20 protein-coding genes are annotated in these 26,231 nt (G+C 70.4%); 9 read left to right on the top strand and 11 right to left on the bottom strand.

Features of this window, described 5'->3' with window-relative positions; all coding sequences use genetic code 11:
- Positions 1–12: 12 nt before the first annotated feature.
- The 4 genes from ACO2Q3_RS13560 to ACO2Q3_RS13545 form a co-directional block, all read right to left on the bottom strand.
- Complete coding sequence (locus tag ACO2Q3_RS13560) at positions 13–576, bottom strand: hypothetical protein (protein ID WP_423307298.1); 564 nt, start codon at positions 574–576, stop codon at positions 13–15.
- A complete protein-coding gene (locus ACO2Q3_RS13555; RefSeq protein WP_423307296.1) occupies positions 573–1,376 on the bottom strand; it encodes a hypothetical protein in 804 nt (267 codons plus the stop codon). The genes ACO2Q3_RS13560 and ACO2Q3_RS13555 overlap by 4 nt, the downstream gene beginning before the upstream one ends.
- 115 nt (positions 1,377–1,491) lie before the next feature.
- Positions 1,492–1,998 carry a winged helix-turn-helix transcriptional regulator gene (locus tag ACO2Q3_RS13550; protein ID WP_423307294.1) on the bottom strand — a complete coding sequence of 169 codons (507 nt, stop codon included), beginning with the start codon at positions 1,996–1,998 and terminating at the stop codon, positions 1,492–1,494.
- Positions 1,999–2,065: 67 nt separating this feature from the next.
- Complete coding sequence (locus tag ACO2Q3_RS13545; RefSeq protein WP_423307292.1) at positions 2,066–2,950, bottom strand: dienelactone hydrolase family protein; 885 nt, start codon at positions 2,948–2,950, stop codon at positions 2,066–2,068.
- 136 nt (positions 2,951–3,086) lie between these two features.
- Between ACO2Q3_RS13545 and ACO2Q3_RS13540 the strand changes: the two genes are divergently transcribed.
- The gene (locus tag ACO2Q3_RS13540) at positions 3,087–4,274 is read left to right on the top strand and encodes an acetyl-CoA C-acyltransferase (protein ID WP_423307290.1); all 1,188 of its coding nucleotides are present in this window, start codon (positions 3,087–3,089) and stop codon (positions 4,272–4,274) included.
- A gap of 228 nt (positions 4,275–4,502) precedes the next feature.
- On the opposite strand, the gene ACO2Q3_RS13535 is transcribed toward ACO2Q3_RS13540, so the two are convergent.
- Positions 4,503–4,709, bottom strand: coding sequence for a DUF4170 domain-containing protein (locus ACO2Q3_RS13535; protein WP_423307288.1), 207 nt, complete (start codon positions 4,707–4,709; stop codon positions 4,503–4,505).
- A gap of 151 nt (positions 4,710–4,860) precedes the next feature.
- On the opposite strand from ACO2Q3_RS13535, the gene ACO2Q3_RS13530 reads away from it, so the two are divergent.
- The 4 genes from ACO2Q3_RS13530 (at position 4,861) to ACO2Q3_RS13515 (ending at position 11,210) form a co-directional block, all read left to right on the top strand.
- Positions 4,861–6,294 carry a helix-turn-helix domain-containing protein gene (locus ACO2Q3_RS13530; RefSeq protein WP_423307286.1) on the top strand — a complete coding sequence of 478 codons (1,434 nt, stop codon included), beginning with the start codon at positions 4,861–4,863 and terminating at the stop codon, positions 6,292–6,294.
- A 325-nt stretch (positions 6,295–6,619) separates the two neighbouring features.
- Positions 6,620–8,095 carry an MFS transporter gene (locus ACO2Q3_RS13525; protein WP_423307284.1) on the top strand — a complete coding sequence of 492 codons (1,476 nt, stop codon included), beginning with the start codon at positions 6,620–6,622 and terminating at the stop codon, positions 8,093–8,095.
- Positions 8,096–8,384: 289 nt separating this feature from the next.
- A complete protein-coding gene (locus ACO2Q3_RS13520) occupies positions 8,385–9,962 on the top strand; it encodes an MATE family efflux transporter (protein ID WP_423307282.1) in 1,578 nt (525 codons plus the stop codon).
- Between the two features lie 30 nt (positions 9,963–9,992).
- Complete coding sequence (locus ACO2Q3_RS13515) at positions 9,993–11,210, top strand: TetR/AcrR family transcriptional regulator (protein WP_423307280.1); 1,218 nt, start codon at positions 9,993–9,995, stop codon at positions 11,208–11,210.
- 12 nt (positions 11,211–11,222) lie between these two features.
- Here the strand turns inward: ACO2Q3_RS13515 and ACO2Q3_RS13510 are convergent, their stop codons facing one another.
- From ACO2Q3_RS13510 to ACO2Q3_RS13490, 5 genes are all read right to left on the bottom strand, one after another.
- On the bottom strand, positions 11,223–11,801 hold the full coding sequence (locus ACO2Q3_RS13510; protein WP_423307278.1) for an NADPH-dependent FMN reductase: 579 nt from the start codon (positions 11,799–11,801) through the stop codon (positions 11,223–11,225).
- 218 nt (positions 11,802–12,019) lie between these two features.
- Positions 12,020–13,810 carry a class I adenylate-forming enzyme family protein gene (locus ACO2Q3_RS13505; protein ID WP_423307276.1) on the bottom strand — a complete coding sequence of 597 codons (1,791 nt, stop codon included), beginning with the start codon at positions 13,808–13,810 and terminating at the stop codon, positions 12,020–12,022.
- 46 nt (positions 13,811–13,856) lie between these two features.
- Positions 13,857–15,170: an acyl-CoA dehydrogenase family protein gene (locus ACO2Q3_RS13500; protein ID WP_423307274.1), complete on the bottom strand. Its 1,314-nt coding sequence runs from the start codon at positions 15,168–15,170 to the stop codon at positions 13,857–13,859.
- Positions 15,171–15,469: 299 nt separating this feature from the next.
- A complete protein-coding gene (phnX, locus tag ACO2Q3_RS13495; RefSeq protein ID WP_423307272.1) occupies positions 15,470–16,261 on the bottom strand; it encodes a phosphonoacetaldehyde hydrolase in 792 nt (263 codons plus the stop codon).
- A 3-nt stretch (positions 16,262–16,264) separates the two neighbouring features.
- On the bottom strand, positions 16,265–17,398 hold the full coding sequence (locus ACO2Q3_RS13490; RefSeq protein ID WP_423307270.1) for a TIGR03364 family FAD-dependent oxidoreductase: 1,134 nt from the start codon (positions 17,396–17,398) through the stop codon (positions 16,265–16,267).
- 341 nt (positions 17,399–17,739) lie between these two features.
- Here ACO2Q3_RS13490 and ACO2Q3_RS13485 point away from each other — a divergent pair, with 341 nt between their 5' ends.
- From ACO2Q3_RS13485 to edd, 4 genes are all read left to right on the top strand, one after another.
- Positions 17,740–18,696: an aldo/keto reductase gene (locus tag ACO2Q3_RS13485; RefSeq protein ID WP_423307268.1), complete on the top strand. Its 957-nt coding sequence runs from the start codon at positions 17,740–17,742 to the stop codon at positions 18,694–18,696.
- A gap of 223 nt (positions 18,697–18,919) precedes the next feature.
- Positions 18,920–20,137 carry a serine hydrolase domain-containing protein gene (locus ACO2Q3_RS13480; protein WP_423307266.1) on the top strand — a complete coding sequence of 406 codons (1,218 nt, stop codon included), beginning with the start codon at positions 18,920–18,922 and terminating at the stop codon, positions 20,135–20,137.
- 104 nt (positions 20,138–20,241) lie between these two features.
- The gene (gene zwf, locus ACO2Q3_RS13475; protein WP_423307264.1) at positions 20,242–21,687 is read left to right on the top strand and encodes a glucose-6-phosphate dehydrogenase; all 1,446 of its coding nucleotides are present in this window, start codon (positions 20,242–20,244) and stop codon (positions 21,685–21,687) included.
- Between the two features lie 258 nt (positions 21,688–21,945).
- Positions 21,946–23,745: a phosphogluconate dehydratase gene (edd, locus tag ACO2Q3_RS13470; protein WP_423307262.1), complete on the top strand. Its 1,800-nt coding sequence runs from the start codon at positions 21,946–21,948 to the stop codon at positions 23,743–23,745.
- Positions 23,746–23,965: 220 nt separating this feature from the next.
- On the opposite strand, the gene ACO2Q3_RS13465 is transcribed toward edd, so the two are convergent.
- The gene (locus ACO2Q3_RS13465; RefSeq protein ID WP_423307260.1) at positions 23,966–26,224 is read right to left on the bottom strand and encodes a CoA transferase; all 2,259 of its coding nucleotides are present in this window, start codon (positions 26,222–26,224) and stop codon (positions 23,966–23,968) included.
- Positions 26,225–26,231 lie beyond the last annotated feature (7 nt).

Below are 26,231 nucleotides of genomic sequence, written 5' to 3'. Positions count from 1 at the left end.
CCGTCGCGCCGATCAACCGGCGCGGCCCGCCGCGCGGAAGTCCGGGTCCGCCAGCAGGGCCTCGGTCAGCTTTCCGAACAGGCCGTTGTAGTGGTTGAAGGCGTCTGGAATGGCCACCGCCCCCACGAAGTCCGAGGACCAGCTGTCCTCGACCTTCAAGGTCTTGTCGAAGACGGGTTTGCCGTCCCGCACGAGTGTGAAGTGCGCCGCCAGGGAGGCGTGCGCCGTCGGCATGGCGCTGTCGACGTGGGTGTCCGTCACCACACCGGACACCACCAGCCGAGCGTGCTCATCCAGCCGTCCGCCGCCCTTCAGCTGGGCGGCGATGCTGTCGCCGAGATATTTCGCGAACGAGCCGCCGGGCGCGGGCTGAACCCCGGCGCGGACTGACACGGACCGGTCCATGTCGGCCGGCTTTCCGGGCGCGGCCGTGAAGTCGCCGACCCGCATGGGCGCAAGGTTGGCGGCCCGCACCGACTGTATGGCGTCCAGACTGGCCTGCGGCGGCGGCAACGGCGCCTCCGCGCAGGCCGCCACCACCAGGCAGGCGGCGGCGGCAAGGACGGGGCGGATCATTGGGCGGGCGCCGGGGCGGCCGGCTGAGCGGCTGCAGGGGCCGGCGCCGATCCGGCCGGGGCGGGCGGCGCCGCCGCCGCGGCTTGCGAAGCCGGGGTCGCCGCGGGCTGGGCCGGAGTTGCGGCGGCGCCGGGCGCGTCGCTGGCCAGGAAGCCCGGGTCCTTCGCAGCTTCGTTGAGCGGATTATCCACCAGCTCGGTCACCAGCGCCGCGATGGCGGCCTTGGCGTTCGCCATCTTGACCGCGTTCTGCGGGGCCGAATTGATCATCCCCAGCTGGGTCAGCAGCACCTGCTGGGCCGTGCGCGTGATCTTCGGCGAGGTCGGGCCGGGCACATAGTCGACGGTCGAGAGATAGTGGTCGGTCACCGTCGAGCCGGCGATGAAGAACGTGGCGCCCGTGACGACACCCTTGCCTTCCGCTTTGCGCAACTCCTCGGGGTCGACGACGTTGTCGATCGAGATGCTGAGGATCGCGCCGTTAGCCGCGGGGCCCTCCGACACTTCGGAGAACAGGCCGCTGGCCTTCACAGCATCGAACGCCTGCTGCTTGGTGATCTTGGTGGCCTGGGCGTTCGGCGCGCCCTTCGTCTTGAACACATAGATCAGCTGCACCGGCTGCGGGTGTTCGATCTTGGTTCGATCCTCAGGCTTCACGTCGCTGAGTCCGGTTCCCAGGAACATCGCGGCGTTGGCCGCCGAGGCGCATCCGACCAGCAGAACGACCGCGAGCAGCTTTGTCGCCCACGTGAATGACCAAGACAGCGCGCGCCGATCGGCGCGCTTGGCCGCAGACTTCATGACGATTTTCCCCCAAGGCCCAACATGGACACCCAGAGCCTAGGCCAAGCTTGAGCATGACTTCAACCGTCGAGAGAAGGACAGTTTCATGACAGCTGGGAATGCGCCCGATGGGCTACTCGGCGGCCTCGCCAGCCAGCGCTTCGCCGGCCAGCACCTCGCCCAGGGGCGGGGCGGCGTCGTTGCGCTCGGCGCCCTTGATGTCGCGCCCGTGCAGGGTCTCGCCGCACGCGTCGCACACCAGCCGGGGTTCCAGGTCGGCGCCGCAGCTGTGCTTGAGCACCGCCGGCGCCCCGCAGGCGCCGTAGACGTAGCGGTCGCCCCAGGCCTTGAGGGTCAGCAGCACCGGCAGCAGGTCCTGGCCCTTGCGCGTCAGGATGTATTCGTGGCGGGGCGGGCGCTCGGAATAGAGCCGGGTCTCCATCACCCCGAAGGCCACCAGGCTCTTCAGCCGCGCCGCCAGCACGTTGCGCGCCACGCCCAGGCGCGACTGCCACTCGTCGAACCGGCGCACCCCGGCGAAGGCGTCGCGCAGGATGATCAGCGTCCAGGGGTCGCCCACCACCGAAAGCGCTCCGGCGACGGAGCAGATCTCCTTGGAATAGTCGGCTGTGCGGCCCATGGGCTTAAGGTGCGGCCCATTCGGAGCGATGGCAAGCATTGCCTTTGAAGACTGTCCCCATCGGCTGTCAGTGGGGCGCCAGCAGGGCCGCCTTCAGCCACGCCAGCCGGTCGGCGTGCGCGGCCGGGGTCTCCAGGCTGTGGTCGACGTCGTAGACCTTCACCGTGTGCGGGCTGGGCGCGGCGGCGACGATCGCCGCCTGATGCGCCGGCGTGATGTACTCGTCGTGGCCGCTGAACTGCAGCAGCACGCCCCTGGCCTTCGCCCGCGCCAGGAAGCCTGGCGGATCCAGCACCCTCAGCCGCGCCAGGTAGGCGTCGCGGTCCGGGGTCTTCTTCTCCCACAGGTACCACTCGCCCATCGAGCTGTTGGGGGCCATGAACACGTACCAGGCGGGGCGGTGGTCCACCGACGCCATCAGCATGCCGAACATCGCCCCGAAGTCGTGGCCGACGAAGGCCACGCGGCTCGGATCGACGTCTGGGGACGCCAGCAGCGTGTCCAGGCAGCGGCGCAGTTCGACGACCGTGCCGGCGCTGTCGCGAAGGTCGCCCTCGGCCGACCCGCCCAGCGGCCCGAACCAGCCCTTCTGCGACCACGGCGCGTCGATCAGCATCGAGCTGACGCCCAGCCTGGCCAGGGCGATCGCGTCCGCCTCGAACTCGGTGTGATTGGTGGTGGCCGGATCGCCCAGCCAGTGGACGAACAGCACCGCCGGGTGCGGGCCGGGCCCCGCGCCGCGGATCATCTCGGCGCTCACGCGCCGGTCGCCGAGGAAATAGTCGATCTGCTGCGCCGTTACGCCCGGCGCCGGCGACGTCTGCGGCCCGAGGCCCGGCGGGGCAGGGACGGTGTTGGCGTCGTAGTCGAAGCTGGGCGCCGGGTCCGGTGCGGCGAATGCCGGCGTCGCGGCGGCCACGGCAAGGGCGAAGGCCAGCAGTCGAAGTCGCATCGGAGGCTCCCCCCACGGAGCCCATGCGGGTCCGGGCTCCCAGAAAATCGTTGTCGGCGCGACGCTAGCGTGCTTGTCCGCCCGCACACCATATCTGTGGATCGCAATTGTCGATCCTGGTCTCAAGGAGTTCCTCATGGCCGCCGCCGATCCCGTCGTCATCGCCGCCTATGCCCGCACCCCGATGGGCGGCTTCCAGGGGACGCTCACCGGCGCCAAGGCGACCGACCTGGGCGCCGCGGCGGTGAAGGCGGCGGTCGAGCGCGCCGGCGTGTCGCCGGAGGCGATCGACCAGATCATCATGGGCTGCGTGCTGCCCGCGGGCCTCGGCCAGGCGCCGGCGCGCCAGGCGGCGCTGGGCGCGGGCCTGCCGAAGTCGGTGGAGGCGACCACCGTCAACAAGATGTGCGGCTCGGGCCTGCAGGCGGCGATCCTGGCGCACGACGCCCTGGCGGCCGGCACGGCCGACGTGATCGTCGCCGGCGGCATGGAGAGCATGACCAACGCCCCCTACCTGCTGGCCAAGCACCGCGGCGGCGCGCGCATCGGCCACGACCGGGTGATGGATTCCATGTACCTGGACGGCCTGGAGGACGCCTATGATCCTGGCAAGCTGATGGGCGCCTTCGCCGAGGAGACCGCGGCGGCCTATCAGTTCACCCGCGCCGACATGGACGCCTACGCCATCGAGAGCCTGGTGCGCGCCAAGCACGCGGTCGAAAGCGGCGCCTTCCGCCGCGAGATCGTGGCGGTGGAGATCGCCGGCCGCAAGGGGACCGAGACGGTCAGCGACGACGAGCAGCCGCTGAAGGCCGACCCGCTGAAGATCCCCACCCTGAAGCCGGCGTTCGCCAAGGACGGCGCCATCACCGCCGCCAACGCCTCGTCGATCTCGGACGGCGCGGCGGCCCTGGTGCTGACCCGCGCCTCGGTGGCCGAGCGGCTGGGGATGAAGGTGGTGGCGCGCATCGCCGGCCACGGCGCCCACGCGCACGAGCCCGGCCTGTTCACCACCGCCCCGGTCCCGGCGATGCAGAAGGCCCTGGCGCGCGCCGGCTGGAGCGTCGGCGACGTCGACCTTTTCGAGGTCAACGAGGCCTTCGCCGTGGTGGCGATGATCGCCATGCGCGAGCTCGACATCCCGCACGAGAAGCTGAACGTGAACGGCGGCGCCTGCGCCCTCGGCCACCCGATCGGCGCCTCCGGCGCGCGGATCATGGCCACCCTGCTGTCGGCCCTGGAAGCCCGCGGCCAGACGCGCGGCGTGGCGTCCCTGTGCATCGGCGGCGGCGAGGCGGTGGCGATGGCGGTGGAGCGGGTGTGACCGCGCGCGTCAGCCCCCATCCCCGCTTCGCGGGGACTTCCCCCAAAGGGGGAAGAGAGACAGCGCCGAAGCCGCGCCCATCCGTTCTCTTCCCCCACTGGGGGAAGTACGGCCGAAGGCCGGGATGGGGGCTCCAGCGGAGCGCTGGCCCCAACGAAAAAGCCCCCCGCCGTCGGCGAGGGGCTTTCGCATAAAAAAGGCGGCGGCACGGCCGCCACCAGTAGACCGTTACGCCGGCAGGGCGATCTGTTCGGCGGCGATGGAGAAGCGGGCGGTGGCGCGGCTGGAGTTTTCCGCCGACAGCCGGCGCCAGGCGCGCGAAGCCTCGTCACGGGTTTCGAAGGGGCCCAGCATCTGCTGGGTGCCATCCTTGAGCTGCTTGAAGCCGATGCAGGCGTACTCGCCGCCGACGACCCAGAACCGTTCCTTCGTCATCTCGTCACTCCGTCCCGGGGGGCAGGACCCTTGTGTTGTTTTGACTGATACCGACAGTAATTCCCTTGCGCCAGAAGGGATCGGCCGAAGGAAAGCCATCTTGTAACAGCACGACATTGTCGCCTCTGTAAAAACATGACAACGTGCCGGCATGGCCCTGACCCCCGAACGCAAGCTGTTCCTTGGCGTGCGCCTGAAGCGCCTGCGCCGCGAGCTGGGCCTGACCCAGTCGCGCATGGCCGAGGACCTGGGCGTGTCGCCCAGCTATCTGAACCATCTGGAGCGCAACCAGCGGCCGGTGACGGCGCAGGTGCTGCTGCGCCTGGCCGAGGTCTACGACATCGACGTGCGCAGCCTGTCGGCCGACCAGGACGCCGCCGGGGCCCAGGACCTGTCCGAGGTGCTGGCCGACCAGCTGTTCCGCGATCTCGGCATTCCGAGGCACGAGATCGCCGAGGTGGCCGACAACGCGCCCGGCGTGGCCGACGCGATCGTGCGGCTGTACCGCGCCTACGACGACCGGCGGCGGCTGGCGGACCTGGGCGCCTTCGACCGCAGCGAGGACGGCCAGGGGCCGGGCCCGGCGGTGACGCCTTCGGACTGGGTGCGCGACTACATCCAGAGCCAGCGCAACTTCTTCCCCGAGCTCGACGAGATGGGCGAGCGGCTGGCGGCGGAGCTGAAGCCGGAGGTGCAGGGCTTCGTCACCTCGGCGCGCAACCGCCTGGCCGAGCGGCACGGGGTGCAGGTGCGGGTGCTGCCGATGGAGGTGCTGCCCGATTCCATCCGCCGCTACGATCACCACCGGCGCCGGCTGATGCTGTCGGAGCTGCTCGGCGGCCCCGGGCGGGCCTTCGCCATCGCCTACCAGCTGGCGCTGCTGGAGCACGACGCAGAGCTGAACGCCATGGTCGAGCGCTCCGGCGCGCCGATGGGGCCGACCCGGCGGCTGCTGAAGGTGTCGCTGGCCAACTATCTCGCGGCGGCGGCGATGATGCCCTACGAGACCTTCCGCGACACCTGCGAGAAGACCCAGTACGACATCGCCCTGGTGCGGGCCCGCTTCGGCGCCAGCTTCGAACAGGTCTGCCACCGCCTGACCACCCTGTCGCGGCCGACCGCGCGGGGCGTGCCGTTCTTCATGCTGCGGGTGGATTCGGCGGGCAACATCTCCAAGCGCTTCGCCGGGGCGGCGTTTCCGTTCTCGCGCTTCGGCGGCACCTGCCCGCGCTGGAAGATCCACTCGGCCTTCCGCACCCCGGGCAAGATCCTCACCCAGATCGTCGAGACCCCGGACGGCGCCCGCTATTTCACCCTGTCGCGCACGGTCTGGCGGATCGCCTCGCCCTATGCCGAGGAGGATTCCGAACTGGCGGTCGGCCTCGGCTGCGAACTGAAGCACGCCTCGCGGCTGGTCTATGCCCGCGGCCTGGACCTGACCGACCCGGTGGTCACCGAGATCGGCCCGGCCTGCCGGGTGTGCGAGCGCCCCGCCTGCCCGCAGCGCGCGGCCGAACCGGTCAGCCGCACCCTGACCGTCGACGATTTCACCAAGTCGATCTCGCCCTATCCGTTCGCGGGGTGAGGTGCGGACTCCCTTTGTCTGTCATCCCGGAAGGCGCGCAGCGACTATCAGGGACCGCCGGAAGCGCTGCGACTGGACGTGACGGCTCGCGCCGGCGTCTGCCGCGGTCCCGGATATCGGCTGCGCCGATTCCGGGATGACAGAGGAAAATTGGCCGCGATGGCGCGCGCCGGCTTACCGAAGTTTAAGCTGCCGCCGCGCCAAAACCGCTGGCGTTCAGCGCCGGCCCGGCACAACACTCCCGTAAAAGCATAAGCTATTTCATTCGGGAGATTGCGATGGGTTGGGGCCTGGCCGCCGCGCGGGGGCGCGCGGTATCGTGAGCATGTCCGGCAAGTCCGCCCGCGCGGATCTCTCCTTCGGGACCAAGCTGGCCTACGGCGTCGGCTCCATCGCCTACGGGGCCAAGCTGCAGGTGCTGGGCGTCGTGCTGTTCTTCTACAACCAGATGCTGGGGCTTCCCGCCCACATGGTCAGCACGGTGCTGTCGGCGGCGATCGTCATCGACGCCATCTGGGACCCGCTGGTCGGCCAGATCTCGGACAACACCCGCTCGCCCTGGGGGCGGCGGCACCCCTTCATGTACGCCTCGGCCCTGCCCGTCGCCCTGTGCGTGATCTTCATGCTCAACCCGCCGGCCGGCCTGTCTGGGACCGGGCTGCTGGTGTTCGCCGCGGCCATGGCGGTGGGCGCGCGGATGATGATCAGCCTCTACGAGATCCCCAACTCCGCCCTGGTGGCCGAGCTGGCGCCCGACTACGACCGCCGCACGAGCCTGATGAGCTGGCGCTATTTCTTCCAGACCGTCGGCCAGGCCACGGCCATCAGCCTGTCGAGCTTCGTGTTCCTGAGGCCGCACGACGGCCTGCCGGGGCAGTTCAACAAGGCCGGCTACGGGCCTTTCGCCCTGACCGTCGGGGTGATCATGTTCGCCTCGATCGTGGTCTCCAGCCTGGGCACGCACGGGCAGATCCGCCACCTGCGCACGCCGGAGCGGCGCAAGAGCTCCTTCCGGGAGATCGCCCGCGGCGTCCTGCTGACCCTCAGCAACCGCAACCTGGTGGTGCTGTCCGTCGCCGGCATGCTGTTCGGCTTCATGGTCGGCCTGGCCGGCGGCCTGACCTTCTATTTCAACACCTACCTCTGGGGGCTCAGCACGGCGCAGATCGGCACGATCGCCCTGTCGGCCCTGGTCGGCGCGGTGCCGGCGGTGATACTGGCGCCGCTGCTGTCGCGCCGCTTCGGCAAGAAGCCGGTGTGCGTGGCCCTGTTCTTCTGCTCGATCGTCGCGGTCACGGCGCCGATCGCCGGCAAGCTGGCGGGGATCATGCCGCCGTCCGGCTCGGGGGCGCTGGTGCTGCTGCTGCTGGCCGCGCACATGACCACGTCGGCCTTCTCGATGATGGGCTTCATCATCGTCTCGTCGATGATCGCCGACATTGTCGAGGAGATCGAGCTGACCACCGGCCAGCGCTCCGAAGGCCTGCTGTTCGCCGCCGACACCTTCCTGCAGAAGGTCACCACCGGCGTCGCCGCGGGCCTGCCGGGCTGGCTGCTGCTGCGCGTCGGCCTGCCGGTGGGCGCCCACCCGAAGACGGTGGATCCGCACATCATGATCCACCTGGCGCAGCTCTACCTGCCGACGGTGACGGTGCTGATGCTGTGCTCCACCACCTGCATCCTGTTCTATCGCATCGACCGCCAGCAGCACGAAAGCAACCTGCGGCGGATCGCCGATGCGGCGGCCCTGGCCGAGACGGTGGAGGAAGCCCTGCACCAGCCGCTCGACCCGGCCGCCTGAGCCGCCTGCGGCGCCGCGTCGGCCCCGCAAGGGTCGACGGGGCGGCCCGGGAATGTGACACTGGCCGCATAGACGCGTTGCTGGGCGGCATTTCATGCGCCGCCGGGCGGGCGCGGCGCTCCGGCCGGAGCGTCAGCCCGTCCAACAACATTATGATTTCAAAAGAGGTTCACCCTATTCGGGCGAGCCGCTGGGAGTTTGAGATGATCCTGTTCGGGCCGGACGTTGCCTCGGGCTTGGCGGGCGTGGATTCGCCCCGCGCCGGCCGCGTGCGTGGAGACAGGGCCTGATGGACGCCAAGACTCCCGCCGAAGATATCAAGCCGCGCCCCGGCGTGGCCGGCCCGCCGCCTGGACGTCCGCCGGGCGCGGCCGGTGGTCCTCCGCCGCACCTGCGCGGCAAGCGCAACCTCACCGAAGGGCCGATCACCCGCACCCTGCTGACCTTCTCCCTGCCGGTGCTGGGCGGCAATGCGCTGCAGTCGCTCAACCTCACCGCCAACCAGATCTGGGTCAGCCACACCCTGGGGGTGAAGGGCATCGCCGCCCTGGGCAACTCCAACCAGGTGATGATGCTGATGCTGGGGTCGATCTTCGGCGTCAGCATGGCCGCCAACATCCTGGTGGCGCAGTCGGTGGGCGCCGGCAACATGACCCAGGTCAAGAAGGTGATGGGCACGGCCACGACCTTCTTCTTCACCCTGGCGACCATCCTGGCGGTCACCGGCGGGGCCCTGGCGCCGCACATCCTGGCCATGCTCGACACGCCGCTGGACGCGCGCGCCGGCGCCATCGCCTACCTGCGGGTGGCCTTCGGCGCCGTGCCGTTCATGTACTTCTTCGCCTTCATGCAGATGGCCCAGCGCGGGGCGGGGGATTCCACCACGCCGTTCTGGTTCATGCTGCTGGCCGTGGCCCTCGACGTGGTGCTGAACCCGATGCTGATCCTGGGCATCGGGCCGTTCCCCAGGCTGGGCGTGGCCGGATCGGCGACCTCCACCCTGATCGGCCAGGGCGTGTCCCTGGTGTTCCTGATCGCCCACCTCTACCGCAAGAACAGCATCCTGCTGCTGCGGCCGGGCGAGTTCCACCTGCTGAAGCCGGATTGGGAAATCCTCTCGTCGCTGATCACCCGCGGCATTCCGATGGGCATCCAGATGCTGGTGATGTCCGGCGCCGGGATGGTGATGCTGTTCCTGGTCAACCAGTACGGGGCGATCACCTCGGCGGCCTATTCCATGTCGTCGATGGTCTGGAACTACCTGCAGATGCCAACCATGGCCCTGGGGGCGTCGATCTCGTCCATGGCGGCGCAGAACGTCGGCGCGGGGCGCTGGGACCGGGTGACCAAGGTGGCCCGCTCCGGCGTGATCAGCAGCGTGACCATCAGCGCCAGCCTGGCGGCGGTGCTCTACGCCCTCAACGACCAGGTGCTGGGCCTGCTGCTGGGCCAGCATTCCCCGGCCCTGGCCGAGGCGCACCACATCAACATCCTGTCGCTGTGGGGCTTCGTGATCTTCTCGATCACCTTCGCCCTGTCCGGGGTGGTGCGCTCGACCGGCGTGGTGTGGGTGCCGCTGATCATCCTGGCGTCGTCGATGATCCTGGTGCGCATCCCCTTCGCCATGGCGCTGCAGCCCCACCTGGGCGAGGACGCGATCTGGTGGAGCTTTCCCATGGGCACCATCACCTCGGCGACGCTGACCAGCCTCTACTACCGCTACGGCGGCTGGCGTAAGTCGCGGATGCTGCACAGCCAGGCCAGCGGCCAGACCTCGGACTCCGGCGGCTCAACGCCGGCCATGGACCCGCCCGAGGAGGACGGGGAGGCCGCCGAGGCCATGGCCGCCGGCGCCCGTCCGGCCTGAGACGAAGAGACGAAAGGAACACCCGCGCCGATGCCCGATGGGTCCATCGCCGTCACCGCGAAGTTCGGACGCAAGCGCGACACCATCGTCGCCGCCGCGACGGAACTGCTGAACCGCGAGGGCGTGAAGGGCATGACCCTGGCCAAGGTGGCCGAGCGGGTCGGGCTGATCACCACCTCGGTGACCTACTATTTCAAGAAGAAGGAAGACCTGGCCGCGGCCTGCTTCCTGCGCGGCATCGAGCGCATCGAGACGGTGGTGGCCGAGGCGCAGGCGGGCGGCTCGCCAGAGGCCCGGCTGGAGATCCTGCTGGACCGCTACCTGGCGCTGAAGGGGCGGGTGCTCAGCGGCCAGGAGCCGCCGATCCCGGTGTTCAGCGATATCCGCGCGCTTACCGACGAGCCGCACCGCCAGGTCCTGGAGGCCTATCTGCGGCTGTTCCGCGCCGTGCGCGAACTGCTGCGCGGAACGCCTGACCACGCCGGCCTGCACGGCACCGCCTTCACCCAGATGGTGCTGGAACAGCTGCACTGGCTGCAGGCCTGGCTGCACCGCTATCCGGAGGCCGAGTTCGGCGAGGTCCGCGCGCGCATGCATGACATCCTGCTGCGCGGCCTGGGCGCCCCGGGCCAGGCGTGGTCGCCGCGCCCGCTCGATCCGGCGGCGATCCATCCGGCGGAGGGCGGCCAGCGCGAGACCTTCCTGCTGGCGGCCACCCGGCTGATCAACCAACAGGGCTATCGCGGCGCCTCGGTGGACAAGATCAGCGCCTCGCTGAACGTCACCAAGGGCTCGTTCTACCATCACCACAGCGCCAAGGACGACGTGGTGGTGTCGTGCTTCAGCCGCTCGTTCCAGGTGGTGCGCGCCGCCCAGGACGCAGCCCTGGCGCTGCCGGACGCCGACGCCTGGACCCGGCTGTCCTCGGCCGCGGCCGCGCTGATGGGCTTCCAGCTGTCGCCGCATGGCCCGCTGCTGCGCACCTCGGCGCTGAGCGCCCTGCCAGAGGGGATGCGGGTGGAGATGGTGGCGCAGTCCAACCGGCTGTCGGAGCGCTGGGCCGCGATGATCGCCGACGGCGCGGCCGAGGGCTCGCTGCGCCCGGTCGACCCGTTCATCGCCGCCCAGATGTTCAACGCCGGCCTCAACGCCTCGTCGGACCTGCCCGTGCTGCTGGGCGGAGTGACGGCGCACCAGCTGGTCGACCTCTATGCCCGGCCAATGCTCACCGGCCTGCAGCCGGCCTGAGCCAGCGACGGGTCAGTTCGGCCAGCGGTTGGCGAAGTCGACGACCTGCTGGGCGACCATGTTCACCTGCCAGGCGTCGCGCGTGTCCTTGAAGGCGTCGGCCTCGTCGAACAGGCCGCCGGCGCTGTTCAGGGTCGCGCCGAGGGGGGTCGGCCAGCCGCGCATGGCGTGGACGATGCCGCGCAGGGCGGCCAGGGTCGAGGCGGTGGCCTGCCAGCCCTCCGCGGCCACGATCAGGCCGACGGCGCGGCCGTCGAAATAGGGCCGCCGGTCCTCGCGCAGACCCTCCAGCGTATCCAGAGCATTCTTCACCAGGCCCGAGATGGAGCCATGATACCCCGGACTGGAGACGATCACCCCGTCGCAGGCGGCGACCGCGGCCAGGAAGCCGTTGGCGCCTTCGCAGGCCGGATCGGACGGGTTGTAGATCGGCAGCCCGGCCAGGAACGGACCGTCGAACAGCTGGGTGGTGGCGCCCAGGGCCTCGGCCGCTTCCAGGGCCTTCTTCAGCGCCCGCTCGCTGGAGGAGGATGGGCGCACCGTGCCGCCCAGGCCGACGATGAAGGGGCGGCGCCCGTCAGACGTACTCAAGACCCTGGTATCCCCTTGCGCGCATCCAGCTGCTTGAGATCGTCTATAGACCGCCCCCCTCCACTGTCATCCCGGAATCCGCGCAGCGGATATCCGGGACCGCGGCAAGCGCCGGCGTGTGTCGCAGCTGGATGATCCGCGCTTCCGGCGGTCCCGGATAGGCGCTGGCGCGCCTTCCGGGATGACAGAAGAGGGAGGGCGGATCGGCGGGACCGGGGCTACGCCGTCTGCGTCTCGAACAGGGTTTTCAGCTCGCTCTTCAGGATCTTGCCGTTGGCGTTGCGCGGCAGGGTCTCGGGCCAGAACACCACCTTCACCGGCACCTTGAACGCCGCCAGGCGGTCGGCCACGAAGGCGCGCAGCTCGGCCTCGCTGGCTTCCGCCCCCGGCTTCAGCGTCACCACCGCGCCGGGTTCCTCGCCCAGGGTGCGGTGCGGGATGCCGACCAGGGCGGCGTCCATCACCGCCGGGTGCTCGTAGAGGACGTTCTCCACCTCGACGCAGTAGATGTTCTCCCCGCCGCGGATCAGCATGTCCTTGGCCCGGTCGATGATGAAGCAGAAGCCTTCCTCGTCCATGCGGGCCAGGTCGCCGGTCTTCACCCAGCCGTCGACGAAGGTCTGGGCCGTGGCCTCGGGCTTGTTCCAGTAGCCCTTCACCACCATCGGCCCCTTGGCCCACAGTTCGCCCACCTCGCCGATCGGCAGTTCGCGGTCGCCCTCTACCGACATGATCTTCATCTCGCAGACGGCGGCGGCCGGGCCGCAGCTGTCGGGGCGGCGCATGTAGTCCAGCCCCATGTTTGAGGTGAAGGTGGCGGAGGTCTCGGTCATGCCCCAGCCCTGGCCGGGGACGGAGCCCTTGAAGGTCTCGCCGATCTTGCGCACCAGCTCGGGCGCTGACGGGGCGCCGCCGTACGAGACGCCCTGCAGCGACGACATGTCGTACTTCGCCCGCGCCGGATGCTCGATCAGCTGCCAGGCGATGGTCGGCACGCCGCCGGTGGCGGTGACCCGCTCGCGCTCGATCAGGCGCATGCCTTCCTCGGCGTCCCAGCGCCGCATCAGCACCAGCTTGCCGCCGCTGTTGATCGCCGGGACGGTGGTGGCGTTGCAGCCGGTGACGTGGAACATCGGCACCACCAGCAGGGTGACCCGCTGCGGCAGGTTCGGATCGTCCGGATCGGGGGCCGGCTCGCCACGCCGCAGGAAGCCCCGGGCCGCCGCTGCGCCGGAGGTGAAGATGTTGGTGGTGATGTTGCGCTGGGTGCCCAGCGCCCCCTTCGGCCGGCCGGTGGTGCCGGAGGTGTAGAAGATCGTCGCGTCGTCCTCGGGGCCGATCTCGACCGCGGGCAGGGCGGCGTCGGGCAGCCGGCCCCAGTCGTTCACCGCGCCCAGCAGGTCCTCCAGCCTGGCGACCAGGGGATGGGCGACGTCTTCCGGATGGCGGGTGACGAACACCCGCTTCAGGTCCGGGCAGTTCTCCAGGTGCTCGGCCAGCCGCTCCAGGCGCTCGCCGTCGACGATCGCCACCTTGGTCCCGGAATCGGTCAGGCCGTATTCCAGCTCCGGCCCGGTCCACCAGGCGTTCAGCGGGGTGATGATCGCGCCCACCACGGCCGCGGCAAAGAAGGCCACCGGCCACTCCGGCAGGTTGCGCATGATCACCGCCACCCGGTCGCCCTTGCCGACCCCGAGCGCCACCAGTTCGTTCGCCAGGGCGATGGTCGCCTTGTGGAACGCGCCGTAGGTGGCCCGCTCGGTCTCGTAGACCACGAACTCGCGATCGCGGAACGCGAGGCTGTTCTCGAACACCGCGCGCAGGGTCGGCGGGCAGTGCTTCCAGACCCGGGTGCGGACGCCGCGGATGATCAGCTCTTCGGTCTCGAAGCGCTGGCCCGGGGCGGTGAGCCGGGCGTGCGCCTCGGCGATCGACATCGCCGGCCAGCCGGCCGGAAAAGCAGAGGGAGCGGCCGCAGCCGCTCCCTCTTCACGCACGACTTCCGTCATGAACTTAAGCTCTCTCTGAAATACAGCCAGAAGCACCCCGCCGCGGTCAGGCCGAGGCGGTTTCCTTGGCCTTGTTCTCCGCCTTCAGGTCCTCGATGGCCGCGCCGTACTTGTCGAGCGCCGCCTCCTTGAGCTTGGGCAGGTGGTAGTTGGGGAACAGGTCCTGGTCGGGCCGGTAGTTCTTCAGCACCTGCTTGGCCACCGTGGCCTTGTGCACCTCGGTGGGGCCGTCGGCGATGCCCATCACCATGGCGCTGGTGACCATGCCCATGAACGGCATCTCGTTGGACACGCCCATGGCGCCGTGCAGGTGCGCGGCGGTGGCGGCGATGTCGTGATAGACCTTGGGCATCGCCACCTTGATCGCGGCGATGTCCTTGCGCACCAGGTTGTAGTCCTTGTGCTTGTCGATCAGCCAGGCGGTGTGCAGCACCTGCAGGCGGAACTGCTGCAGCTGGATCCAGGCGTCGGCGATCTGTTCCTGCACCACCGGCATGTCGGCCAGGCGGCCGTCGCGGGTCTGGCGGCTGACGGCCCGGCGGCACATCAGGTCGAAGGCGCGCTGGCAGGCGCCGACGGTGCGCATGGCGTGGTGCACCCGGCCGCCGGAGAGGCGGGTCTGGGCGATCAGGAAGGCGCCGCCGCGCGGGCCCAGCAGGGCCTCGGGGCCGACCTCGACGTCGGTGTAGCGCATGTAGGCGTGGCCGCCGCCCTCGCCCGCGCCGACGCCGATGCCGCGCACGATCTCAACCCCCGGGGTCTTGGTGGGCACGATGAAGATCGACGTGCGCTGGTGGATGTCCTTGTGGTCCGGATCGGTCACCGCATAGACGATCAGAATCGACGAACCGTAGGCGCCGGACGAGAAGTACTTCTCGCCGTTGATCACCCACTTGCCGTTCTTCTCCTCGGCGCGGGTCTTGAAGGTGGTGGGGTCAGAGCCGCCGGCCGGTTCGCTCATCGAGAAGGCCGAGCGGATCTCGCCGTTCAGCAGCGGCCACAGCCACTTCTCCTTCTGCTCGGGGGTGCCGTAGTGGGCGATGATCTCGGCGTTGCCGGTGTCGGGCGCCTGGCAGCCGAAGATCGACGGGGCCAGGCCGTTGCGGCCCAGCTTCTCGTTCATCAGGCCCAGCTTCAGCTGGCCATAACCCTGGCCGCCCAGCTCCGGACCCAGGTGGCAGGCCCACAGGCCCTGGGCCTTCACTTCGTCCTGCAGCGGCTTGATGAACTTTTCCCGGGCCCCGGGGACCATCAGGTTGCGGCCGAGGTTGGAGAGGGGCTCGACCTTCTCCTCCATGAACTCCTCGATCCAGTCGAGCTTCTTCTGAAATTCCGGGTCGGTCTCAAAATCCCAGGCCATGAAATCTTCTCCCTTACGCCCCGGCGTTCCGGTGGCGCGTGCAATCGTTCGCTCTTGAAGGCGGCATTATCCGGCGCCGCCAGGACAGGCGCAACGGGGCCGAACGGCTGTTTGAATGAAAATTTGAAAAACCGGAATGTCCTCCCTCCCCCTTTGTGGGGAGGGACAGGCGGCGAAGCCGCCAGGGTGGGGAACGTCTGCCGGAGCACAGGCGATCTGGCGAGCAGGCGCACGGCCCCTCACTTCCCCACCCTGATCGCTTCGCGATCTGTCCCTCCCCATGAAGGGGAGGGCGGGCGTCAGGCGTCGAACAGCCCCAGCAGATCGGCGACGCTGTCCACCACGGTATCCGCGCCTGCCGCCAGCAGCGCAGCACGACTGGGGGCGATGCGAGCCTCGCGCGCATCGGGGGAGAGGGCTTCCAGCGCCTCGCGGCTCAGGCCGACGCCGTTGCCGGAGGCGGCCACGCCCACCGTGAAGCAGCCGGCGGCGCGGCCCTCGGCGACGCCCGCCTCGGCGTCGTCGACCTTGATCACCCGGCTCAGCGGCCAGACGCCCAGGTCCGCGCAGGCCTTGTAGATCATCAGCGGCGAGGGCCGGCCCTGCGGTGTCTCGCCGGCGCAGACCAGGTGGTCGGGGCGGTAGCCCTGGGCCGCGGCCCGCTCAAGCACCGGGGCCATCATCTCGCGGGTATAGCCGGTGGACGAGGCGACCCTCAGGCCCCGCCGGCGCAGTTCGGCGACGGTCTCGGCGGCGCCGGGGATCAGCTCGGCGGCGCCGGCGGCGGCGTCGCGCATCAGCGGGCCGAGGTCGGCCATCAGCAGGGCCACCGCCGCCTCGTCGGGCTCGCAGGCATTGGCGGCGCGCCAGGCGCCGGCGATCTGCGGCCGGGCCAGCAGGGCGCGGACGTGGTCGTCCTTGGCCTTGCCCATGTCGGCGCGGGCGACGGCCTCGTCCAGGGCGACGCCGTGCCGGGCGAAGGCGGCCAGCAGGGCGGCGATGGGCGCGCGGCAGCCGAAGTCGACCATGGTCCCCGCCCAGTCGAAGATCACCAGGTCGAAATCGCTCAGGCGCGGGCGGGGGGCGGTCATGGCTCAGAAGGCTCCATCGAACAGGTCGGCGACCACCTGCTCACCCAGGGCAAAGCCCGTCGAGGCTCCGGCGCCGGTGGTGACCATCGCCAGGCGCACGCCGGGCAGGGGGGCGTCGACCAGCAGGGTGCGGTCGGCGGCGGCGGCATAGGTTCCGATCCAGCGCTCCAGCACCGGCGGGACGGCGCCGAACACGGCGGCGAATTCGTCGAGGATCAGCTGGTCCACCGCCTGCGCGCCGAAGGGATCGGGGGTCGGGGCGTAGTGATGGCTGTCGCCCACCACCAGCGCGCCGTCGGCGCCCTGCACCACGATCAGATGTACGCCATTGGCCAGCTGGCCGGGCTGCTCGGCGCGCAGTCGCTGGCGCAGGGGCTCGGCCTGGGGCAGGGCGCCGTAGCCGGCGTAGCGCTCCAGGCCGAGATCCGACATCACCCCGGCGGCGAGGCGAAAGCCCGGATCGGCCAGGCGCAGCATCTGCAGCTTGCAGCGGGTGACGCCGAAGCTGGCGATGCGTTCGGGGAACAGCGCAGCCAGGTCGTCGCCAGGACAGACGGCGATCGCCTCGGCCCGGACGTCGCCCGCGGCCGTCACCACCCGGCCGGTCTCCACGGCCAGGGCCGCGACACCGCGACGGAACTCCACGCCGTGACGCTCGGCCAGCCAGGCGGCGAGCCTGGGGATCGCCTGTCGGGACTCGACGCGCAGCTCGTGCGGGCTCCACAGCGCGCCGAGCAGCGGCTCGCCGGCCAGGCCCGGCTGGCGCGCGTGGGTCTCGTCGGCGGTCAGGCGCCGGCAGCCCTCGCCCATCTCGGTGGCCAGGAAGGCGTCGATCACGTCCAGCGACTGCGGCCGCCGGGCGGTCATCAGCAGGCCCCGGTGCAGGATGGGAATGCCGGCCTCGGCCGCCACCTCGGCCCAGACCGCGCGCGAGCGGCGCGCCTTGTCCCACATCTCGCCGCGGGCCTGGCCGGTGACGGTCACGAAGCCGAAGTTGCGCACCGAGGCGCCGTTGGCCTGGGCGTCGCGGTCCAGCACGACCACCCGCCTGCCCCGCCGCGCCGCCGCCAGGGCGCAGGCCAGGCCGACGATGCCGGCGCCGACCACGGCGAGATCGAACGGACGGGTGTCGGGCATCGGCGCTCCCAGCTGGACTCGCGGCTGGTTAGCATGACGGATGTGACAGGGGCGCGACGAAAGTCCGCTCTCCGCGGGAGCCCCCATCCCCGGCTTCGCCGGTACTTCCCCCAGAGGGGGAAGAGAATAGTGCTGCAGCCTGCAAGTCCGTTCTCTTCCCCCTCTGGGGGAAGTACGGCCGGAGGCCGGGATGGGGGCTCCAGCGAAGCTCGATCCCATAATCATATCGCGACAATATGAATTGAAAGCCGTCGCAGGTTTTCTGAGTTCCCAGGTCCTGCCCGAGGGGCCAAGGATCACCGCCGCCGGGCCGATCCCGGGCACAACGACAGGAGCTACCCATGCCGACCCTCAGGACCCTGAACGTCAGCCGCCAGGGCTTCGGCGCCATGGGGCTTTCCAACACCTACGGCCCGGCCGAGGACGCCCAGTCGATCGCCACCCTGCACCGGGCGATCGAGCTGGGGATCAACTTCATCGACACCGCCACCGGCTATGGCCAGGGCCACAACGAGCGGCTGGTGGGCCAGGCCGTGGCCGACCGCCGCGACAAGGTGGTGATCGCCTCCAAGTTCGTGCATCGCCCCGCCGGCGGCGACGTGAAGGACGCCGTGCGCCCGCGCGACGCCGTCGAGGCCAGCCTGAAGCGCCTCGGCCTGGACCACATCGACCTGTACTACCTGCACCGCGTCGACCTGGAGATCCCGATCGAGGAGTCAGTGGGCGAGCTCGGCCGGCTGCAGGACGAAGGCAAGATCGGCGCGGTGGGCGTCTCCGAGGCCACCGCCGACGGCCTGCGGCGCGGCAACGCGGCCTATCCGATCGCGGCCCTGCAGAGCGAGTACTCGCTGTGGACCCGCGACGTGGAGGTTGAGATCCTGCCCACGGCGCGCGAACTCGGCATCGGCTTCGTCGCCTACAGCCCGCTCGGCCGCGGCTTCCTGGCCGGGTCCGAGGTGACCGACCCCAAGGATCGCCGCCATCAGCACCCGCGCTTCCAGGCCGAGGCGGTGGCCGCCAACAGCCTGCGCCGCGCCACCATCGAGCAGGTCGCCCAGCGCCTGGGCGCCAGCGTGGCCCAGGTCAGCCTGGCCTGGGTGCTGAGCAAGGCCGTGGTGCCGATCCCCGGTACGCGGTTCATTCCGCACCTGGAAAGCAACTGGGCGGCCAACGACCTGGTGCTGGACGCCGAGTCCGTCGAGGCCCTGGAAAGCGCCTTCCCCCGCGGCTCCACCGTCGGCGCCCGCTACCCGGCCGACGGCCTGCGCCTGGTGCCGCCCGAGCCGGTGGTGGCGTAACAACTCGACTTCGCTGGAGCCCCCATCCCGGCCTTCGGCCGTACTTCCCCCAATGGGGGAAGAGAACGGAAGGCGCCGCGCTGGCTCTCTTCCCCCTCTGGGGGAAGTACCCGCGAAGCGGGGGTAGGGGGCTCCAGCGGAGAACCGCGGGGACGTCATCCCCCGTTGACCTGCGGCCCGTTTCGGACTTGCCTGCCGGCCGACACCAGAGGGAGCTCCGCCCATGACCAAGCCCGAGACCGTCGGTCTTTCCCGCGCGCGGCTGGCGCGCATCGACCAGTTCCTGAAGGACCGCTACGTCGACGCCGGCAAGCTGGCCGGCGCGTCGGTGATGGTTTCGCGCAAGGGCGAGATCGCCCACTTCGGCGTCATCGGCCAGGGCGACGTCGAGCGCGGCCAGGCGCTGAAGGAAGACTCCATCTTCCGCATCTATTCGATGACCAAGCCGCTGACCTCGGTGGCGCTGATGATGCTGGTCGAGGAGGGCGCCATCGCCCTCGACGATCCGGTGGAGAAGTACATCCCCTCGTGGAAGGACCTCGGCGTGTTCGAGGCCGGCGTCGCGCCGCAGTTCCTGACCCGCCGCCCCGCCCGGCCGATGCAGGTGGTGGACCTGCTGCGACACACCTCGGGCCTGACCTACGGCTTCCAGAACCGCACCAACGTCGACGCCGCCTACCGCAAGGCCGCGTTCGGCGGGGTCGATTCCAAGCTGCCGCTGGAGGCGATGATCGAGGAGCTGGCCCGGCTGCCGCTGGAGTTCTCTCCGGGCGAGGCGTGGAACTATTCGGTCTCCACCGACGTGGTCGGCTACCTGGTGCAGGTGGTCTCGGGCATGCCGTTCCCCGCCTTCCTGCACAGCCGCCTGATCGACCCGCTGAAGATGGTCGACACCGGCTTCCACGTGCCCGCCGACAAGGCCGACCGCTTCATCGCCTGCTATGCGCGCGGGCCCAAGGGCGAGCTCAGCCTGCAGGACGACCCGAAGAAGAGCAGCTACCTCACCCCGCCCAGCTTCTATTCCGGCGGCGGCGGCCTGGTGTCGACGGCCGGCGACTACATGCGCTTCTGCCAGATGCTGCTGAACGGCGGCGCGCTGGACGGCACGCGCTACCTCAGCCGCAAGACCCTGGCGCTGATGACGGCAAACCACCTGCCGGGCGGCCAGGACCTGACCCAGATGTCGCGCTCGCTGTTCTCCGAGGCGACCAACGCCGGCATCGGCTTCGGCCTGGGCTTCGCGGTGAACCTGGACCCGGCCAAGGCGCTGATCTCGTCGAGCAAGGGCGAGTACTACTGGGGCGGCGCCGCCTCCACGGCCTTCTGGGTCGACCCGGCCGAGGAGCTGGCGGTGGTGTTCATGACCCAGCTCTTGCCCTCCAGCACCTATGCGCTGCGGCGCGAGCTGCGCACCCTGGTCTACGCCGCGTTCGACGACTGAACGGCCGGCTGAAACGGGCGTTGGAGGAAACCGCCTCCAGCACCTGACCTAGCGGCAGTTTGGACTGGACGAAACGGCGTGGGACCGCCATGCGTTCCGCCGCCATGAGTGACCTGACCCCGCAGATTCAACGCCTCGTCATCTTCGGCGCCACCGGCGACCTTGCCGCGCGGATGCTGCTGCCGTCGCTGTACTTTCTGGACAGCGACAAGCTGCTGCCCGACGGCCTGAAGATCATCGGCTCCGCCCGCTCCGAGATGGACCGCGACGCGTTCGTCAAGCTGGTGCGTGGCATCATGGACAAGCGGTCCGAGGGCGTCGACGAGGCGGTCTGGAAGCGGTTCGCCGAGCGGCTCGACTATTGCGCCGCCGACGTCACCAAGGGGGCCGGGCTGAAGGCCCTGTCCGAGGTGATCGAGGGCAGGCCGTCGATCTATTACCTGGCCCTGTCGCCCAGCCTCTACGGCGCGGTGTGCCGGGCGCTGGACGAGAGCGGCCTGTCGTGCGGCGAGTGCCGCATCGTGCTGGAAAAGCCGCTGGGCCACGACGCGGAAAGCTCGCGCGCGATCAACGCCGAGGTCGCCGAGGTGTTCGAGGAGAGCCGGGTCTTCCGTATCGACCACTACCTGGGCAAGGAAACCGTCCAGAACCTGATCGCCCTGCGCTTCGCCAACACCCTGTTCGAGCCGCTGTGGAACAACCTGGCCATCGACCACGTGCAGATCACGGTGGCCGAGACGGAAGGGGTGGGCGACCGCTGGCCGTACTACGACGAGTACGGCGCGCTGCGCGACATGGTGCAGAACCACATGCTGCAGCTGCTGACCCTGATCGCCATGGAGCCGCCGGCCGACGCCGGCGCCGATTCCGTGCGCGACGAGAAGGTCAAGGTGCTGAAGTCGCTGCGCCCGTTCAGCCGCCACGACGCCCAGCAGATGGCGGTGCGCGGCCAGTACAAGGCGGGCGTCGTCGAGGGCAAGACCGTCAAGTCCTACGAGGAGGAACGCGGCGGCCCGAGCCAGACCGAGACCTTCGTCGCCCTGCGCGCCGACATCGACAACTGGCGCTGGGCCGGGGTGCCGTTCTTCCTGCGCACCGGCAAGCGGCTGCCCGAGCGCCGCACCCAGATCGCCATCCAGTTCAAGCCGCTGCCGCACTCGATCTTCGGCCAGGCGGCCGACAACGACCTCAGCGCCAACCGGCTGGTGATCGATCTTCAGCCCAAGGAAGACATTTCCCTGCTGCTGATGAACCGCCGTCCGGGCCTGGCGGGCACGCGGCTGCAGGCCCTGCCGCTCAGCCTGTCGCTGGACGACGGGGGGCGGCGGCGCATCGCCTACGAGCGCCTGCTGCTGGATGTGATCCTCAACAATCCCCAACTGTTCGTCAGGCGCGACGAGGTCGAGCTGGCCTGGGCCTGGATCGACGGCGTCGCCGACAGCTGGGCCGACTCGGGCCAGGCGCCCCGGCCCTACGCCGCCGGCAGCTGGGGCCCGGCCGGGGCCTTCGCCCTGCTCGAACGCTCGGGCCGCGCCTGGCTGGACGAATAGAGGGATCGCCGGCGATCGGCTGCTGATGACGGCTCGAACCCATCTCTTCCTTCTCCCCTTGCGGGAGAAGGTGGCCCGCGCAGCGGGTCGGATGAGGGGTCGATGGAGCCATGCCGGATGGCTGTTGCGCCGGTCTGACTGGAAGCGCCGCCCGACCCCTCATCCGGCCGCCTTCGGCGTCCACCTTCTCCCGCAAGGGGAGAAGGGCGAGCGCGAGGCCCAAGTCCACATGTTCACCGCTCGAGACGGAGCCCAGTCATGCATCCCGTAACCGCCGAGGTCACCGAGCGGATCGCCGAGCGCAGCCGTGAGGCGCGCGGGGATTATGAGGCGCGGATGGCCGCCGCCCGCGACAGCGGCGTGGCGCGGGGCAAGCTGTCGTGCGCCAACTGGGCCCACGCCTTCGCCGCCGAGGACGGCGACGTGAAGACCGCCCTGCGCAACCCGACCGCGCCCAACATCGCCATCGTCTCGGCCTACAACGACATGCTCTCGGCCCACCAGCCGCTGGAGCGCTATCCGGCGATCATCAAGGCGGCGGCGCGCGAGGTGGGGGCCACGGCCCAGTACGCCGGCGGCGTGCCGGCGATGTGCGACGGGGTCACGCAGGGCCGGCCGGGCATGGAGCTCAGCCTGTTCTCGCGCGAGGTGATCGCCATGGCCACGGCGGTGGCCCTGACCCACGACGCCTTCGACGCCGCCCTGATGCTGGGGGTGTGCGACAAGATCGTGCCCGGCCTGGTGATCGGCGCCCTGGCGTTCGGCCATCTGCCGGTGATCTTCGTGCCCGCCGGGCCGATGACCTCGGGCATCCCCAACGCCCAGAAGGCCCAGGTCCGCGCCCTCTACGCCCAGGGCAAGGCCAGCCGCGACGAGCTGCTGGACAGCGAGATGAAGTCGTACCACGGGCCGGGCACCTGCACCTTCTACGGCACCGCCAACTCCAACCAGATGCTGATGGAGATGCTGGGGCTGCACCTGCCGGGCTCGGCCTTCGTCAACCCGGGCACCGACCTGCGCCACGCCCTGGTCGCCGCCGCGCCGAAGCGGGCGGTGGAGATCAGCCGGGGCGGCAACGCCTACGCCCCGATGGGCGAGGTGGTCGGGGTCAAGAGCATGGTCAACGCCGTCGCCGGCCTGATGGCCACGGGCGGCTCGACCAACCACACCCTGCACCTGGTGGCCATGGCGCGGGCGGCGGGCATCCTGCTGACCTGGGAGGACCTGGACGACCTGTCGCGGGTCACGCCGCTGATCGCCCGGGTCTATCCGAACGGTTCTGAGGACGTGAACGCCTTCCACGCGGCGGGCGGCATGGCCTTCGTGGTGCGCCAGCTGCTGGATGCCGGCCTGGCGCACGACGACGTCGCCACGGTCGCCGGCCACGGCCTGCGCCGGTACCAGACGGAACCTTTTCTCCAGGACGGGGCGCTGGTCTGGCGCGAAGGGACCGCGCGCAGCCTCGCCAGCGACATCCTGCGGCCGGTGGACGACCCGTTCCAGGCCGAGGGCGGGCTGCGGCTGCTGACCGGCAATCTCGGCCGGGCGGTGATCAAGACCTCGGCGGTCAAGCCCGAGCACCGGGTGGTGGAGGCCCCGGCCCTGGTGTTCGACGACCAGGACCAGCTGCTGGCCGCCTTCCAGCGCGGCGAGCTGGACCGCGACTTCATCGCCGTGCTGCGCTTCCAGGGGCCAAAGGCCAACGGCATGCCGGAACTGCACAGCCTGACGCCGACGCTCAGTGTGCTGATGGATCGCGGGCGCAAGGTGGCGCTGGTCACCGACGGGCGCATGTCCGGCGCCTCGGGCAAGGTCCCCGCCGCCATCCACGTCACCCCGGAAGCCGCCAGCGGCGGCCCGCTGGCCTACGTCCGCGACGGCGACCTGATCCGCCTCGACGCCGAGGCCGGCGCCCTGCAGGTCAAGGTCGAGAACCTGATGGCCCGCGAACCGGCCCGCGCGCCCAAGGCCGCCAGCGGCTACGGCCGCGAACTGTTCGCCTGGATGCGCCAGGGAACCTCGAACGCCGACGAGGGGGCCAGCGCCCTGTTCGGGTGACGGCTTGGCGGGCTGGCCGCCATTTCTCTTCCCCCGCTGGGGGAAGTACCCGCGAAGCGGGGGTAGGGGGCTCCAGCGGAGCGCCGACCTTTCCCGCGGTTCAGACAGCGCGCTTCAGCCCCCATCCCCGCCTTCGGCGGTACTTCCCCCAGTGGGGGAAGAGAATCGAGTGAGCCAGCCTCCGGCGTTCCCATGCGGTTGCTCGCGCAACCGCCGCCCCTCACCCCCGGAAGATCACCCGTCGTTCCGCCAGCATGCGGATGCGGTCCTTGTCGAAGCCGTACTCCAGCAGCACCTCGACGCAGTGTTCGCCGAGCTCCGGGTGCAGCCGATCGAACCCTGAGCCGCCGCGGCTGAAGTCGGCGTAGGCGCGGCTGGCGAGCAGTTCGCCCCAGCGCGGGTGGGCCTGCAGCTGGAAGAACCCGGCCTCCCACAGCCAGTCCTCGCCGCTCGCCTCGTCGCCGTGGAACACGGGCGTGGCGGGGACGCCCGCGGCCAGCAGCGCCTGGACGGTCTCGTTCCGCGCGCGGTCCGACAGCAGCACCTCGATCTCTTCGGCGAGCTCGCCGCGGCGGGGCTGGACCAGCAGCGCGTCGCCGAAGCGGGCGCGCCAGCCTCTCGCGCCCAGCACCCGCGCCAGGGCGTCTGCTTGCGCCTCGCTGGTCAGGGCCAGGGTCAGCCAGCCGTCGGCGCAGGGGTAGTAGCGGTCCAGGGCGGCAAAGCCGATGCAGTCCGGTTCGCCCTCCGGCGGGGCCGGCGCCCCCGGCCAGGTGGTCAGGGCGTCGGACTGGAACATGGCGCTCTGGGCGGCCAGGCAGGTGTCGATGTTCTGGCCCTCGCCGGTGATCTCGCGGGCGTTCAGGGCGGCGATCACCCCGAAGCTGACCGTTGCGGCGGTGGCTACGTCGTTGATCGCCACCGAATGGAACACCGGCTCGTGGCCAGGTCCGCCCTGCGCCGACATCATGCCGCTGCGCGCCTGCATCAGCGGGTCGAAGCCGGGGCGATGGGCGTCGGCGCCGACCGGCCCATAGGCGTTGATCGAACAGGAGATGATCCGCGGGTTCACCGCCCTCAGCGCCGCGTAGTCGATGCCCAGCCGCTGGCGCACGCCCAGGCGATAGTTGTCGATCACCACGTCGGCCTGGCGGACCAGGTCGAGGAAGGCGGCGTGGCCCTCCGGCGCCTTCAGGTCGAGGCCCAGGCCGCGCTTGCCGCGGTTGTAGTTGACGAAGCCCAGGCCGTAGGGGCGGAAGGGGTCGCCGTCGGCGCCCTCGATCTTGATCACGTCGGCGCCGAAGTTGGCCAGGATCGACGAGGCGTAGGCGCCGGCGATGACGCTGCCCAGGTCCAGCACCCGCACCCCGGCCAGCGGCGGCCGCGGCGCGGCGCCGGTCGCGGGCGGGGCGGCGCGCGGCGCCGTGAAATCGTCGAGATCGCCGGGCGTGGCGGGCCGCGCCAGCGCGCGCACCGACCCCGGCGTGCGGCTGAGCTTCAGCGGCACGCCCGGCATCTCCACCGGCCCCAGCTGCGGGTCCTCGATCTCCACCCGCATGGCGTTGTCGGCCATCGGCCCGCTCTTAAGCCAGTCCGCGCGATGCTGCACGGGCGCCACCGGGGCGTCGCCGGCCAGCAGCAGGTCCAGCCAGTGCTGGCGCGGCGCCTGCGCGAAGACGTGCTCCATCAGCCCGCCGATGTCGAACACGCCCGGCGGATAGTGGCGCAGCTTGGCCAGGCCCATGGCGTCGACCGCCTTCTGGAAGAAATGCGGAAACAGGGCCCCCAGGAACAGCCACTCGCCGTCACCGCAGCGGTACAGCCGATAGCTGGCCCCGCCGCCCAGCGGGTGCCCCTGCATGCCCGCCGAATCCAGGAAGCCGATCGGGCCGGAGATCTCGGCGGCGCCGTGCGCCCCGCTGACGGTCACCGCCTGGCCCTCGCCCGTGCGGGCGCGGTCGAGCAGGGCGGCGGCCATGGCGCTGGCGGTCATCACCGCCTGGCCGTGGTGCATCATCGGCATCACGTGCCACACCGGCTGGTCGGCATAGCTGCCCTGCCGGAAGGCGGCGCCGGTCAGGCCGGTGAGCATGGCGTGGTGCTCGGGCAGGTGGCTGTAGGGGCCGCTGACGCCGAACGGCGGGGCCCAGACGTGGATCAGCCGCGGGTGGCTCGCCGTCAGGGTGGCGGCGTCCAGACCCAGCGCTTCAAGGCGGCCGGGCGCATGGTCGAAGACGGCGACGTCGGCGCCGGCGATCAGCCGGTCCAGCGCCGCGCGGTCGGCGGCGGCTTCGATGTCCAGCGTGTGGCGCAGCTTGTTGCGGTTCCAGACCACATGGCCGGGGCTCCCGGCGATGCGATCACCGCTTGGGGGCTCGATCTTCAGCACCTGCGCGCCGAAGTCGCCCATCAGCATGGTCGCCATCGGCCCGGCGTGCCCCTGGCTGAAGTCGAGGATGCGAACGCCTGCAAACGCCGTCACCAGAAGC

The sequence above is a fragment of the Caulobacter sp. KR2-114 genome (genome assembly GCF_049446115.1).
Taxonomy (GTDB): Bacteria; Pseudomonadota; Alphaproteobacteria; order Caulobacterales; family Caulobacteraceae; genus Acaudatibacter.
The sequence above is the reverse complement of the archived record's forward strand: the minus strand, read 5'-3'. Positions and strand labels throughout refer to the sequence as shown.